General features: G+C 42.0%; 13 protein-coding genes. 1 reads left to right on the forward strand and 12 read right to left on the reverse strand.

The annotated features are described in order from the left end of the window. Positions 1-24: 24 nt before the first annotated feature. Genes hemW through HMPREF9444_RS01360 form a run of 3 tightly spaced genes read right to left on the reverse strand, consistent with a single transcriptional unit; the run spans position 25 to position 3,194 of the window. The gene (gene hemW, locus HMPREF9444_RS01350) at positions 25-1,161 is read right to left on the reverse strand and encodes a radical SAM family heme chaperone HemW (protein WP_009142517.1); all 1,137 of its coding nucleotides are present in this window, start codon (positions 1,159-1,161) and stop codon (positions 25-27) included. After that, the gene (gene rdgB / locus HMPREF9444_RS01355; protein WP_009142518.1) at positions 1,151-1,774 is read right to left on the reverse strand and encodes an RdgB/HAM1 family non-canonical purine NTP pyrophosphatase; all 624 of its coding nucleotides are present in this window, start codon (positions 1,772-1,774) and stop codon (positions 1,151-1,153) included. The genes hemW and rdgB overlap by 11 nt, the downstream gene beginning before the upstream one ends. Continuing rightward, the gene (locus tag HMPREF9444_RS01360; protein WP_009142519.1) at positions 1,761-3,194 is read right to left on the reverse strand and encodes an FAD-dependent oxidoreductase; all 1,434 of its coding nucleotides are present in this window, start codon (positions 3,192-3,194) and stop codon (positions 1,761-1,763) included. The genes rdgB and HMPREF9444_RS01360 overlap by 14 nt, the downstream gene beginning before the upstream one ends. Before the next feature lie 87 nt (positions 3,195-3,281). Here HMPREF9444_RS01360 and HMPREF9444_RS01365 point away from each other — a divergent pair, with 87 nt between their 5' ends. Further along, positions 3,282-3,896 (forward strand): HAD family hydrolase, encoded by a 615-nt coding sequence (locus HMPREF9444_RS01365; RefSeq protein ID WP_009142520.1) that lies wholly within the window; start codon positions 3,282-3,284, stop codon positions 3,894-3,896. A gap of 2 nt (positions 3,897-3,898) precedes the next feature. Here the strand turns inward: HMPREF9444_RS01365 and HMPREF9444_RS10415 are convergent, their stop codons facing one another. The 9 genes from HMPREF9444_RS10415 to HMPREF9444_RS01410 all read right to left on the reverse strand — a co-directional run bounded on the left by HMPREF9444_RS10415 (position 3,899) and on the right by HMPREF9444_RS01410 (position 14,163). Continuing rightward, complete coding sequence (locus HMPREF9444_RS10415) at positions 3,899-5,194, reverse strand: AraC family transcriptional regulator (protein WP_009142521.1); 1,296 nt, start codon at positions 5,192-5,194, stop codon at positions 3,899-3,901. 231 nt (positions 5,195-5,425) lie between these two features. Beyond that, positions 5,426-6,568 (reverse strand): glycerate kinase family protein, encoded by a 1,143-nt coding sequence (locus HMPREF9444_RS01375; protein ID WP_009142523.1) that lies wholly within the window; start codon positions 6,566-6,568, stop codon positions 5,426-5,428. A gap of 5 nt (positions 6,569-6,573) precedes the next feature. Next, positions 6,574-7,539, reverse strand: a complete 966-nt coding sequence (locus HMPREF9444_RS01380; protein ID WP_009142524.1) for a D-2-hydroxyacid dehydrogenase — start codon at positions 7,537-7,539, stop codon at positions 6,574-6,576. Between the two features lie 89 nt (positions 7,540-7,628). After that, positions 7,629-8,918, reverse strand: a complete 1,290-nt coding sequence (locus HMPREF9444_RS01385) for a TRAP transporter large permease (protein ID WP_009142525.1) — start codon at positions 8,916-8,918, stop codon at positions 7,629-7,631. After that, complete coding sequence (locus HMPREF9444_RS01390; RefSeq protein ID WP_009142526.1) at positions 8,915-9,451, reverse strand: TRAP transporter small permease; 537 nt, start codon at positions 9,449-9,451, stop codon at positions 8,915-8,917. The genes HMPREF9444_RS01385 and HMPREF9444_RS01390 overlap by 4 nt, the downstream gene beginning before the upstream one ends. A gap of 144 nt (positions 9,452-9,595) precedes the next feature. Then, the gene (locus HMPREF9444_RS01395) at positions 9,596-10,594 is read right to left on the reverse strand and encodes a DctP family TRAP transporter solute-binding subunit (protein WP_009142527.1); all 999 of its coding nucleotides are present in this window, start codon (positions 10,592-10,594) and stop codon (positions 9,596-9,598) included. Between the two features lie 28 nt (positions 10,595-10,622). Continuing rightward, entirely contained in the window at positions 10,623-12,167 is a 1,545-nt protein-coding gene (locus HMPREF9444_RS01400; RefSeq protein ID WP_009142528.1) for a xylulokinase, read from the reverse strand. A gap of 45 nt (positions 12,168-12,212) precedes the next feature. Then, positions 12,213-13,055 (reverse strand): class I fructose-bisphosphate aldolase, encoded by an 843-nt coding sequence (locus HMPREF9444_RS01405; protein WP_009142529.1) that lies wholly within the window; start codon positions 13,053-13,055, stop codon positions 12,213-12,215. Positions 13,056-13,125: 70 nt separating this feature from the next. Next, positions 13,126-14,163 carry a zinc-dependent dehydrogenase gene (locus HMPREF9444_RS01410; RefSeq protein ID WP_009142530.1) on the reverse strand — a complete coding sequence of 346 codons (1,038 nt, stop codon included), beginning with the start codon at positions 14,161-14,163 and terminating at the stop codon, positions 13,126-13,128. Positions 14,164-14,974: the final 811 nt, after the last annotated feature.

Genomic DNA, 14,974 nt, shown 5'->3' on the forward strand with positions numbered 1-14,974 from the left:
CCACGCTTTCATTGTACTTTGATTTTAAGGCAAAAACATCTCTAAGATATCATTTAGCATTTGTCTTCCGTACGCTGTCACACAATATGTTTCATCATCTTTAAATTCAATTAAAGATAAAGATGCAGCTTTATCCAAAACGCCTTTTACTAAAGAAAAATCCTGCCCGGTATGCAGCTTATACTCAAAAGTTTTAATATCATTAAAAAGCCGTAAACGATTTAACATGTATTCAAAAGGAATATCTGAATCTTCTACGGTATAAAACTTACCGAAATCTCCTTTTAAATAATCAGAAGGACTTGCAGGACATGCTCTTCTTATTGTGGTGCTGCCGTTAAACAACTTAGAATGAGCACCGGCACCAATCCCTACATAATCCCCGAAACGCCAATAATTTTCATTATGCACACAATGCTTTTCTCGAGAAAAAGCAGACACTTCATAACGATTAAAGCCTAAAGACTTAAGTAAGGCAAAACCTTTTTCTTCGATTGCATAGAGCTCATCTTCACTTGGAAGCGTCGGAGTATGCTTTCCAAAATAAGTATCTTCTTCAATAGTAAGTTCATACCATGAAAGATGACTGCAATTAAGAGCTGCAGCAATTTTAATATCATGTAAGGCCGCCTCTAAACTTTGCCCGGGCAACCCGTGCATTAAATCGATATTAAATGCAGAAAAAGCACATTTATCCGCATCCTCACATGCTTTTTTTGCCGCGGCCGCGTCATGAATTCGACCAATTCTTTTTAAAAGCGCATCATCAAAACTCTGCACTCCAAGACTTAAACGATTAATGCCGGCCGTTTTAAAATCTTTTAATTTATTAATATCGACAGTACCGGGATTTGCCTCCATTGTGATTTCACAGTCCTTACTTAAATAAGGAGCAATAAAATCAATAAAGTTCCCGATTAATTCAGCTTTACATAAAGAAGGGGTTCCGCCGCCTATAAACACTGAAATAAATTTTCGATCTTTTAGTTTTGGTTTCCAGAATAAAAAATCTTCTTTAAGCCGTAAAAAGTACAACTCATCCCGACTTTCATCTATCCCTTTTGCATATGAATTAAAGTCACAATAAGGACATTTGTGCATGCAAAAAGGATAATGAATATAAAGCCCCGTGTAATTGTCTTGCAGAAAATCAAAGATCATTTTGATGCAGCATCGCCTTTAGCTTCATCATCGCCCGAGCACGATGAGAAATTAAATTTTTAATCTGATCGGGCAGCTGCGCTACCGTACAATTACGTTCGGTTACAAGAAACAAAGGATCATAACCAAAACCTCCGCTTCCCTGCTCTTTAAATCCCACGGTACCGCACCATTTTCCGGTAGCAATAAGCGGAACAGGATCATCTTTAGTCCTAACTAAAGCCAAAGCGCAAAAGTAAAATGCCGTACGTTTTGGCAAAGGAACATCCTTTAAAAGAGCAAGCAGCTTTTCATTGTTGCTCTTATCATCACCGTGTTCACCTGAAAAACGGGCAGAATATATACCGGGAGCCCCGTTTAAAGCGTCAACGCAAATACCTGAATCATCGGCAATAGCCGGATATCCGGTTTGAGCTGCAGCATATCTTGCCTTTATCAACGCATTTTCAACAAAAGACAAACCGTTTTCTTCAGGAGAGTCAACATTAAATTCTTTTTGTAGTTTTACAGTATATCCAAAAGGCTCAAGGAGCTTTGCAAACTCGCGAGCTTTACCGGCATTACCTGAAGCCAGTACTAAAATTTTCTCTTTATTTTCATTATGAACGAGCATAATAATTGGTTCCTTTTCTTTGATTTATCGCTTTAACCGCCGCCTTTGCCGCGTCATTTAACGCTTCTTCATAAGTTAAATGAAAAAAGCTGAAAGTACTTAATTCATCTGCCGTCATCTTCTTTTGTATTGCCAAAGCTAAAAAATGCGCCAAATGATCACACTGCGGAGCACACATTTCAGCACCGAGAATACAATGATTCTGCAAATCACAATAAAGTCTTATAAGCCCCTGTGCAGTATGTTCACAGCGATAAATTCCTTTATCCGCATGCGACTCGCCGATAACAAAATGAAAGCCGAGTTTCGCTCTTTCTTTAACTTCATTAAAACTAAGTCCCACTATAGCGGCAGCAGGCTCTGTCGGCAGTACATGTACGGCAACTGAACTGTTCATTTCAAGTTTGTGCGGAAGATTTGCCGCATTAAATCCGGCAACTCTTCCCGTTTCCTTGGCTAAATTCGTTGACATTTTATGACCTATAACATCACCGGCGGCAAAAATATGCGGAATTGATGTCTGTAAAGTTTTTTCATCAACATCAATAAAACCAAAAGGGCTTAATTTTATTCCGATATCTCTAAGCTTCATACCGTCAATCTTAGGGTAGCGGCTTCCTGCAGAAATAATTTGTTCTACTGTAATGAAATTTTCAAAATTATTTTCATCAAGATAATAAATTCCGTACAGATCTCCGTGCTTTTCAATTGACGTGATATTAGAGTTAACTGAAAGCTTCATGCTTTTTCTTAAAAGCTCTCTGGTCTTTGCGATCACTGTTTCATCCGTCAAAAGCCATAAATTCTCATCACAAAAAACAGTAACATCAACGCCCAAATACGATAGAGCCTGCCCCAAACGCAAACCGACCAAACCTGATCCGAACACGGCGACACTATTTTTAATCCGATCCGTCTCAAAAAAATCATCGGTAGTTAAAATCCCGCCCAATTTCCCAAGTTCATAAGGAATTACGGGGATAGAACCGGTGGCAATTACTGCAGTTTTAAATTCGATAATTAAATTCTCACCTACATGTACATGATGCGCATCAATAAATCCGGCTTTTCCGATAATTCTTTCATCATCGGGGATCTTATATAAAAAAGACAAAACTTCGGTAGTTGACTGCGCTCTTGAAGCCCGCAGAGAATTCAATACGTTTGATTTATCAAAACTCGCTTTATTTTTAAACTTGAGTCCGAATTTTTCGGCATCGACATTGGTATGAGCTGCTTTTCCCGCCGCAAATAAGAGACATGACGGGATATCTCCGGTACGATGAGCTGTTGTTCCAAGAGGCCCCGATTCCACCAAAATACATTGCGCACCGTTTTGTTTTGCCGTCTTGTACGCCTCGATTCCGGCAGATCCGGCTCCGACAATAATGCAGTCACAGGAGATTTTTCTTGCGTCCATATTTTTCAATTTATTTGTTAATAACAAATATAGAGTATACTCAAATTAACCGAACGTGCCCTTATTTTATTTGACCTTGAGGTTTAAATGGACTCTTTTCCTGATTTAAGCACATATAAAGCCCTTATTTTCGACCTGGACGGAACCTTAATCAACTCAATGCCGCTGCACGTCCTTGCCTGGACTACGGTATACAAAGAAAGAGGTTATGCCATTAATCCTCAAACCATCTATGACTTGGGAGGCATGTCAAGTAAAGATGTAGTCTTGTACTTTAACCGTCACGGGCTTGAAATAAACGATGTTGATGCTTTCGTCGCCCGTAAAGTTGAAGTTTATCGTTCTCATTTTGACAAACTTCATACTTTCAAGCCGATTGAGAATATCCTTAGAGACGGTAAAGCAAAAGGACAATTAATCGGTATCGGAACCGGTACGCAAAGAGTGAACGTGGACACTATTCTCAATTTTCTGAATCTGGACAAATGCGTTGACGTTTCAGTAAGTGCCAATGATGTAACAAGGCATAAGCCCTTTCCTGATACTTTTTTAAAAGCAGCACAGCTTTTAAAACTGCAGCCTTGCGAATGCATAGTACTTGAAGACGGCCCTTTGGGCATCAAATCCGCACTGGACGGCGGATTTGACTGCATTGAGGTAGAAAACGGATCATTTAAACGCGGAATATTGAAACCGGAATAACCTTACTTATCTTTAGATACCAAAAGAGCAGCATTGTTGCTCTTTTCAAGACGATAGCTCTCAGGTGTCATGCCGGTTAACTGCTTAAAAACTTTTGTAAAATTAGACTGTGAACAAAAATTTAAATAACCGGCAATTTCCACTAAGGGTAAATCCGTAGTTTTTAACATTAATTTGGCAATTTTGATGCGCTCAGAACGAATATAGCGCATCAGAGTAGTATTCTCCTGATCTTTAAACAGCGTCTGCAAATAAGTTTTGCTTACATTAAAATAATCGGATAAATCATCAAGGCTCATCCGTGAATTTATGTTTTGGCGAATGTAATTTTTAATCTGCGTCAGCATTCTTTGTTTTTTAAGCGTTGACTTGTCTGCGCTACTGACAATGTTTGTTCCGATATCAGAATCTTTATCGCTTTTAAGATCGCTTACCATCTGAGCAAATTTCAGCTGTGCCTGTAATTTCAATGCCATCGCTTCCTGCACGGAGCGTACATCTTCAATTTCCCGAACATAAGAATTAGCTAAAATTAAAGCCTCACCCTCATTCACTCCGCTCATGATGGCAGCACGTGCTGATAAAGATATATCGACAAAACCGCGAATCTTTTCAGCTCTCACAGGATCGGAAGATGCAAAATTTCTGGAATGATAAGCTTGATCCTGACAATGACGTAAAGTCTTAATATCTCCGTCCCATATGGCTTTTAAAATAGCCGTTTCCATACTCAGTGAAGATAACGGCTGATTAGTTTCAAACTGCTCGACAACAATCTCGCTTACTCTCTCGTCGATATGTTCTACCGCCTTTAAATTCAAAAATGCACTTTGGATAACGGATGAAAGAGACGGGTAAAAATCATAAAAAGCCGAATAAAGCATCATTTGCACACTTATTACAGTTATCAAATCACAATTTTGAATCGAGAACAATCTGCAATTATGTCTTAAAGAATGCAGTCTGTTAATTTCTTCATTTCTGCTGCCGACAACCAACGGCCCAAAGATGATAATCCTGTCTTCGATAAGCATACCGCCGTAAATTACGTTCTCAAAATCGCTTTCAACAAAGACTTTGTCGTTTTCAGCACGATCTAAAAGATGCTCGCGATAACTTGCATCGGTAATTAAAGGATTTTCTTCATCAGTCAAATCAGAAATGGATTTTATGAACTTTCGCTCCGTATCGTAAATACATAATTGAACCTTCAGAATATTAACGAAAAGTTCAATCATATAATCAAGCTTTCTGATTGCATCAGACTCTTGAGCATTTAATTTCTTTTTATAAGCCATCGGTAAAACACATTTTTCAGGGACAAAAAAACCGATGCAAGCCCAAAATCAATTCAAAGCCCACACATAACTACCGAGATGAATTGCTCCAATGCTTGGCATCGGCAGAACGCTGTTATTACAGCTTTTTGTTGTTATAAGTAAGAGTTCCCTTTTTAAAAAACTCCGCCCACGATTCGGACAAAACCGACAAAATATCGCCAGGCGGCAAAAAATCTGAAAAAGCGTCAGCTATTTCTGCCAGCGCTCTTTCATTGCTTTTAAGAGTCGTAAAATATCCTCAAGGGTTTGCCGGTAATTCTCTGCACTTCTATCTGCATACTTTTCAAATGCCACCGCTTCACGGTCGATACCGAACATAGCCGTAACACCTAAATCATATGCTTCAGCTGCGCTTGGATGAATTGATCCGACAATTGCCATCAAAGGAATATTTTTAACTCTGGTTCTTTTGACGATTCCGGAAATTACTTTTCCGTGTACGCTTTGAGAGTCAATGCGACCTTCGCCGGTGATAACCAAATCAGCTCCCTCAATACGACGATCAAACTCAACCATATCAAGAACAGCATCAATACCTGATTTGAGCTTTGCGTTTAAAAACGCAATGCATCCGGCTCCCATACCGCCGGCGGCACCTGCTCCCGGGATTTGCGCAACGGCTTTACCAAGCTCTGTTTCGACTACTTCGGACATACGGCGCAAGCCTGAATCGATTTCCCGAACCATCTTTTCATCTGCACCTTTCTGCGGTCCGAAAACATATGCAGCTCCGGTAGGCCCGTACAAAGGATTTTCAACGTCACACATAACTGTGATTTGAACTCCCTTTAACAACTCCTTGGCGTCTTTGCAATCAATTTTGCAAATTTTGCTTAGGGTTCCGCCCGTGGGGATAAAGCTATTATTAGCTTCGTCATAAAACTTAACTCCCAACGCCGCGGCACAGCCGCAACCGCCGTCGTTAGTACAACTGCCGCCAAGTCCCAACAGGATTTCCGTGCAGCCGTTTTCTATAGCATGGCGGATAAGCTGTCCGACTCCGAAGGTTGTTGCATTCATCGGATCAAGACGATTATTTAAAAGCGGCAAACCTGCTACACTTGCCATCTCCACGATCGCCTGATTGCCGTGACGAGCATAAACGGCATCAAGGGGAGCACCCAAAGGGCCAGTTGCCGATACGGTAACCGGTTCGGCATTGATTCCCTTGACAAAGCATTCAACAGTACCTTCACCGCCGTCTGCAACCGGAAGAGCTATCACTTCACACTCAGGGAAGAATCGCGGAATGGATTGTTTTGCTATTTCGCAAATTTCCAAACTGGATACCGTACCCTTAAAAGAGTCCGAGATGACAATACATTTTTTCATTGGTCTTACTTGTTAACCACGTTAATAGGTGAACCTGCAATATATGCTTTAGCGTTTTCCACGGCGCAGTCCATAATGCGCTGCCGGCTTTCTTTTGGAGCCCATGAAATATGCGGAGTAATAATGCAGTTTTTAGCTTTAAGTAAAGGATTGTCTTCTCTAATAGGCTCGGTATAAACAACGTCCAGACCTGCAGCTCCCATCTTGCCGCTGTTAAGCGCCTCAGCAACATCCTGTTCATTGATAAGCTGACCGCGGGCATTGTTAATAAGAATTACGCCGTCTTTCATCTTGGCTATAGAATCCTTATTAATCATGCAAGTGTTTTCCGGAGTTAAATTGCAGTGCAATGAAATCACGTCAGCTTTAGCATAGAGCTCATCAAGGCTTACATAATCTGCAATAGCACGGCCTGAATCATTAGGATAAAGATCATATGCAAGAACCTTCATACCCATAGCTTTGGCAATTCTGCCTTCAGATTGTCCGATACGGCCGAAACCGATAATACCGATGGTTTTGCCGTCAAGCTCAATAAGCGGATAATCCCAATAACACCAATCAATGCACTTAGCCCAGTTTCCGGCATGAACTGAAGCGTCGTGATGCCCGATGTGATGGCACACCTCAAGCAGTAAAGCGATTGAGAACTGACTTACTGAAGCGGTACCATAGGTAGGAACATTGGTTACGGGAATGCCTTTTTCTTTGGCATAAGCATAATCAACTACGTTATAACCGGTAGCGAGCATGCTGATAAACTTCATATTCGGGCAAGCATCAATAACGCGGCGTGAAATCGGAGTCTTATTGGTGTAAACCATTTCGGCATCACCGATACGACGAATGATTTCAGCTTCGTCATTTACCGGAGTACGATCGTAGACGGTAAGGTCACCGAGTTTGGCAAGCTCATCCCAGCTTAAATCACCAGGGTTTTCGGTATAGCCGTCCAATACTACGATTTTCATGTGTAAATTCTCCTAAACAACTCTTGTTTTACTTTTGGCACTTTTCACTATAACCGCAGCTTAATTTATAAACTGCGGTCTAAGGCTTACTAATTAGTACTGAACATCCATTCAACCGGAGCCGTAATAATCTCAGGGAAGAAGATGAACATTAATAAGACGCCGGTTGTCAGATACAGCCAAGGCATAACCGACTTGACCACCGCCTCAAATGACATGCCTGTAACATTTTGGGCAGCGTACAGGCACACCCCCACAGGCGGCGTGATAAGACCGAATGACAAGGTAATGACGAGGAATACCACAAAGAACAACGGAGATACGCCAATCTTAACCATTACCGGCAGCAAAATCGGTACCAAAATGAAGATTGCAGCTGTTGCGTCCATGAACATACCGACTAAGAGCAAGAACACGAACAGAGCAAACAGAATTATGAGCTGATCATTTGATATGCCGACGATAAAGTTGGCTAGCTGTCCGGGCAAGCCGTCAAGTTCGAAAATCTGACCTGCAGGTTTTGCTGTGATAGCAATAAACAAGATAGTGCCGGTTTGACGGGCATTCTTAGCGATAATGCGGGGAATATCGGACCACTTCAAACGTCTATAGACATAAATTGAAATCAAGATGGCATAGAAAGCGGCAATACCTGCACCTTCGGTCGGGGTGTAAACACCGCTGTACATACCGACAAGGAGAATTACCGGTACCATCAATGCAGGAACCGCGGAAATAAAAGCCTTACCCAAGCGCTGAACGCTGAACTCGCTCTTTTCACCGGTACCTTTTACCTTGCAGGTAATATAGTTATAGATCATGAAGGCAACACCGATAAAGATACCGGGAACGAGACCTGCCATCAAAGCCTGACCGATGGAAACACCTGCAGTTGATGCAGCAACGATCATCAAAATTGAAGGCGGAATAACGGAAGCGAGCATACAGCCTGCAAGGTTAATACCTACACCGTAAGCTTTAGGGTAACCTTTCTTGGCCATGGCGTTAATACTCATCTTGCCGATGGAGGCAACTGCGGCAACGGATGAGCCGGACATGGCACCGAAAATAATGTTACAAAATACGGAAACGTGACCTAAACCGCCGTAAATCCAACCTACGCAGGCATCTGCCAAATCGTAAATCTTATCCGCAATACCGCCTTCATCCATCAATGAGCCCGCCAGAATAAAGAGCGGAACAGCCACCATGATGAAACTGTTCATGGAGCTGTACATCATCTGTACAACCATGGTTAAAGGCATCGGGCTCATGGTAACGAGCACCGCCACACAAGCTGCTCCCAAGGAAATGGCAATAGGAATACCGAATGCCATCAATGCAAGAAACAGGATCAGCAAAATAACACTCATACTCATTTGACAGTTCCCTCCATACCGATTTCGCTGTTATCACCGCCTACTGCAACAATGTGTGAATATTCAAGATAACTTTGAATAGTTCCGATAATTCCCAAGAAACCGCTGATAGGTACGCTAATCATAATAAAGCCCATCGGAAGAGCTAAAGCCGTTGCCATTTCATGGAATTTAAACTTCTGCATAGAAAGTTCGGTGCCGTAAACGAGCATGAACAGGAAGAAAGCGATAGAAACAATGTAATAAGCACCAGCGCAAACTTTCTGCCAAGAAACCGGAAACTTTTGAATTAATACGACCACACGAGCAGACTCAGCGCGATTAAAACCTGCTGCAACAGCAATAAACATCATCCAAAGGAACAGGAAACGGGTGGTTTCTTCCGTCCAAGCTAAGATGATGCCGCACCAACGGGCACCTACCTGCAGCAAAACTACGAACAGCAAAGCTGCCAGCGTTCCGCCGCAAACGATGTCTTCCATCTTATCGACGACATCAAAAAATTTACTAAAACGTGAGAGTTTACGTTGCATAAACTTTCTCTCCTTAAAGGGACAATTTCTTTTTTTTATTCTTCGTCAAACCAAAGATTTTGGGGTAAAAGGGATGCAGGGAAGTAAAAAACCTCCTTGCATCACCAGTAAAATCAATGGTTTATAGGAAGGAAAAATTATTAATTATTGAGCTTTACCGCAGAACTTAACAGCTGCGTCAAAGAGAGCATCATTGCCGACTAACTTCTTGAACTCAGGGTAGAGTTTCTGAGAAACAGCTACAAACTTGGCCATACCTTCAGCCGGTATTTCGTTAGCCTGCATACCGTTATCGGTCAAAAGCTTCAACATCTCGCCGTCACGGGTAGCCTGATAATCAACATACCACTGCTGGCACTCGGTTGCTGCCTTGGCAAGAGCCTGCTGCTCTTCTTCTGACAAGCTCTTGAGTTTCTCAGTATTCATGCCGACAACCCAGGCATCAGCAATATGGTTAGTCATGGAAACATACTTCTGAACTTCGTAGAAGTTGCTGGTAGCAGGAACGTCAATCGGGTTTTCCTGACCGTCAAGGGTTGCAAGCTGCAAGGCATTGTAAACTTCAGAGAAGTTCATCGGTGTTACGTTAGCGCCGCAAGCTTTGAAGAACTCTACATATAAAGAGTTGCTCGGAGTACGCAAAACTAAACCCTGAAGATCTTCAGGCTGATTTACCGGATGTTTGCTGTTGGTGACCTGACGGAAACTGCGGGTCCAGCGGCCTAAGCAGGTAATTCCCATTTCCTCTACGGAATTAAAAAGCTTAACGCCGTCTTCGCTGTTGATATAGTCCTGAAGCTGCTTGGTGTTATCAAACAGATACGGAACTGACAACACATAGAACTCAGGATTGAAGCTTGCGTATAAGGATGCAGCCAAAATAACGACATCCAATGAGCCGTTGCCGACGGAAGAAACAGCTGCGTTAGCATCGCCGCCGTATAATGATCCGTTCGGGAAGACCTTCATTTCCAGAGAGCCGTTTGAGTACTCGGCAGCGCGCCTGGTGAATTCCTGAGCGGCAGCGTAGATGTATGAGTTATCGGCATCAGGTACGCTGACATTCAAAGTAGTGGCGCTGGCGGTACCGGCAACAGCTAAACCCAAAGAAGCGGCCAATAAGGTGGCTACAAATTTTTTCATGAGATTCTCCTGCTATGTTGTTTATAAATCAGTTTTCTTTGATACCGAGATTTACTCGATACAAATCTTTTAACCTAGGGTACAAGCCTGTATACACTTGATAGCGACGGTCATATACTTCTTTATCTGCATCGGAATGCTTAATTTTTGTATAAACCGCTTTTTCGACTTTCGCCGAAGCTTCGTATACATCCTTGAAAACACCGGCTCCGACACCTGCAAGTAAAGCAGCTCCGACAGGAGCCATATCGCTCATATCTAAAACGGTGATGTCGCGACCGGTAATATCGGCCTTAATTTGGGCCCAAACTTTGCTCTTTGCCCCGCCTCCGATTGATGAAAAATGCGTTATCTTCTCACCGGTTAATTCTTCACAAATATCGAACATTTGACGCAAACCGTATGCACATCCTTCAAGAACGGCACGATTCATTTCGCGTCTTGTTGTCTTTAAGGACAATCCGAAAAATTCACCTCTTGCGTAAGCATCCCACACCGGGCTGCGCTCGCCCATCATATAGGGCAAAAACACAAGGCCGTCGGCTCCGGGAGCAGCTTTTGCGGCATCCTCATTCATCATCAGCATGCCTTTCTTTCCGGATCCTGAGGCAATAGCCTGAAAATCCTGATAGAAATTGTCATACATCCATTTATAAGAAGAACCGGTATGCGACATAGCCCCCTGATAAATCCATGCTCCGTCTACTACGTGGCGGCGATTAATGAATTTAGGGGAGAACAAGGGCTTCTCTACGGCTACGGTAAGGACATCGGAAGTTCCTACTGATTCACAGACATCCCACTGTTTGACCACACCGGCAGCAAAAGTTGCACAAGCGGTATCACCGCCGCCGATAACGATCTTAGTGTCGGGAAGCAAACCCAAATCCAGCAATTCCTGATTGATAAGAGTGCCTACAACATCAGTTGACTTATGCAAAGGAGGCAGCTTTTCAATATCTATACCTACCTTTTCGCATAACTCTTCCGACCAGATGCCGCGATCTACGGTTTCATATAAAAGAGTGTAAGAAGCATTTGAATGATCAATTGCGAAATTACCGCACAGCTTTTGAGCCATGAGGGTATTTATATGTCCAAAATATTTAGTACGTTCGTAAATTTCGGGGAGATTGCGCTTTATCCACAGTATCGAAGTTCCGGACATGGCGCCGGCCATAGCACTGTTGGCCGTAATTTCAAACAGACGCTTATCGCCTACTTTCTCGCGAAAAATTTCAGCTTCTTGAGTACTGCGTCTGTCTGAATAAATGATAGGATCCACCAGCAATTTACCTGCAGCATCAAATGCAGCAAGTCCGGGGCATAAACTGGAGATACTGATTGCACCGATCAATGTAGGATCTACGTTATTTCTGCTTACAAGATGGCTTACACAATTAATGAAAGCCCTCCACATATCGGCAGCGTCAACCTGAATTGATACCTGATCGGGATTGATAAGGCGGTAAAAATCAGTTTCTTCCGCCACGACCTTGGCGTTCGAGTCAAGGATAACGGTCTTGATACTCGATGTTCCTACGTCTACACCCAAAAGATATATTGCTTTCACTGGCGGGTCCTTCCTTATTTTTGTTTAGTTATGATGAAATTATGATTAGAACTGGTCGTAGTTCTTATCGTTCTCAAGCTGAGCCAATAATTCTTTGGCTTCCTTGACGCTGTAGCCTTCGTGGATGATGTAGCGAAGAGCAATTACCAAAGCGGTAATGTCTTTGTAATCCCATACGAAACGTCCCATGGTTACACCGCCAACACCGCAGTCCATAGCATCACGGGTCATCTTGAGGTAATCGTCCAAGGTCTTGCATGCGTCACCGCCCTGAATAACGATGCGGAACTGGCTCGGAACACAAGAAACAACTTTAGCCATGGAATCAGGATCGCCGGTATAAGTGGTCTTAACGATATCCATACCGAGTTCGCAGGCGCTACGGCAGCAGTATGCGATATTTTCCCAGGCGGTACGCTTATCAACAGGAACACTCTCTCCCTTCGGATAGACGTGACCGATTAACGGCATGCCCTTTAAAGCACACTCGTCAGCAACACGACCGATTCTCTCAAACTGCTCAGCCTGATGGTCGCCTAAGGTCATAGCACCCATGGAGACAGCATCAGCACCCATGCGGATAGCTTCATCAACAGAGCCGAAAACGGTGTCATTGGTCGGAGCTACAGGAGAATAGTTGGAAATCTTCATCAAAATAGAGACTTTACCGGCATGCTGCCACATGCAGTCTTCAGCAATACCTTTGGTCATAGTCATTGCATCAGGACGTCCGGCGATGATCTTGTCAATGGTGTCCTGGATGTGATGCAAACCGGTCATAGGAGCAATTCCGCGAGAGATAGCGTGGTCAACGGTGATTGCCATCATCTTGTTGCTCTTAGGGTTGACCAAACGGCTCATGCGAACTGCCTTACCTAACATTGCCATAGTTAATTTCCTCTTTACTTAGTAACAAAACAAATGAATAAAACTTTTAGCCAAACCTTAAAAACTCAAATTAAGGTTCAATAACAACTTTAAGACCGGTTCCGGCTACGCATACGTCATATGCTTTCTGGAAGTCTTCGATCTTGAATTTATGGGTAACAATCTTGTCGGCATCAATCTTGCCGCTCTTGATCATCTCGGCTGCTGCGAGGTAATCCTCAAGCTTGTAAGCGGTACTGCCGTTTACATTGATTTCGTTATAGTGAATGGTATTGACTTCGATCTTGCACTCACCGGTTCCGGCAAAACCTGCAAACAAGTTAACGGTACCGCCCTTCTTGCAAAGCTTTAAGGTCGGGTTAACAAGCGGAGGAACACCGATTGCCATGACAATAACGTCCATGCCGAGACCGTTGGTTTCGCGCTTTACGATCTCTTCAAGGTTTTCGTTCATCGGATCAACAACAATATCGGCACCGAGCTCTGCTGCAACCTTACGACGCTGCTCATTAGGCTCGCTGACGATTACTTTACGGGCTCCGGCAATCTTAGCCAACTGAAGGTGGAACAAGCCGATAGGACCAGCGCCGACAATGAGAACATCATCATTAAAGCCGGTTCCGGCATTGCGCAAACCGCGAATGCAGCAAGAAAGCGGCTCAATCAAAGCGCCGGCTGCAAATGAGACGTGATCCGGGAGCTTGACAACATTACCGTTTTCGATGCAGATGCCGGGAATACGGATATATTCTTCAAAACCGCCGTCAAACTCATAGCCGATAGCTTTACGGTTCAAGCAAGCATTGGTACGTCCGTGCAGGCAGCTGCTGCAATGGTGGCAAGGAATAACATTAGCTACTGCAACCTTCTCACCTACTTCATATCCTTTAACGTCTGAACCGACTTTAGCGATGATGCCGCAAAATTCGTGACCGATAACTGAAGGATAACGAACGCCTTTGGTCTTCTTACCGGTAAGAATGCGCATATCAGTACCGCAAATTGCGGCAGCTTTCATCTCTAGCAAAATCTCGTCATTGCCAATCTCCGGTACCGGAATATCCTCAGGAGCAAACTGATTAGGTCCTCTAAGAACAACTGCTCTCATGAAATATGACTCCTTAAGCAAATATGCTTTCTTTAGTAGTGCATGAGTAATATTTAAATTTCACGATAAAGTTTAGAGAAAGGAGCAAAGTGCATATATCAAAAAAGACAAGACTTTTGTTTAAAAGAAAACAAAATCAGAGAAAGATTATTAAAAATATAACTTGTTGTTTTATCAGTAAATTAACTTATATTTAAACTTTTTTAGGACTGTAAACACCGTGCACTTTCATCACATTTTTAAAATTTACGGCCCTTTTACTATCTGAAAAAGCAATACAAAAACAGCTGAATTATTTCAGTGTTTTATATTTTTATATGTAGTTTTATTTTTAATAAAAAAAATAAAGTAAATTTATGATTTGTTATATTAGTCTTTATATTTAAAATAATTTATTTTTAATAATCAAATAATTAATAATATTAATGCTATTTTTTATATATAAAATTATCTTTTTTATTAAAAATTATAAAAGAAACAAAAACTTTAAGTTATCTTATTTTTACAGACAAAATTTATTACTACGACTGAAAAATGACATAAAAAAAGTTATTTTTTGACTTAGATTTGCTCTTTATGCAATGAGCGTAATTTGATCTGATATCTTTACATACATTTTTATATAAAATGTATGTGTCAAATACCAAGATCACACTTTTGAAAAATATATTAAATTTTCACATAACCTCAATATTTATGATGAATTACAAATTTGCTCCGGACTTGATTGTTTAAGGGTTAATAATGCTTATTAATTTGATTTTTATAAAAATTCCAGTTTTTATCAAAAAAGATCAGCGGCTAAAACCCC

Origin of the sequence: Succinatimonas hippei YIT 12066, from assembly GCF_000188195.1 — a bacterium.
Classification (GTDB): domain Bacteria; phylum Pseudomonadota; class Gammaproteobacteria; order Enterobacterales; family Succinivibrionaceae; genus Succinatimonas; species Succinatimonas hippei.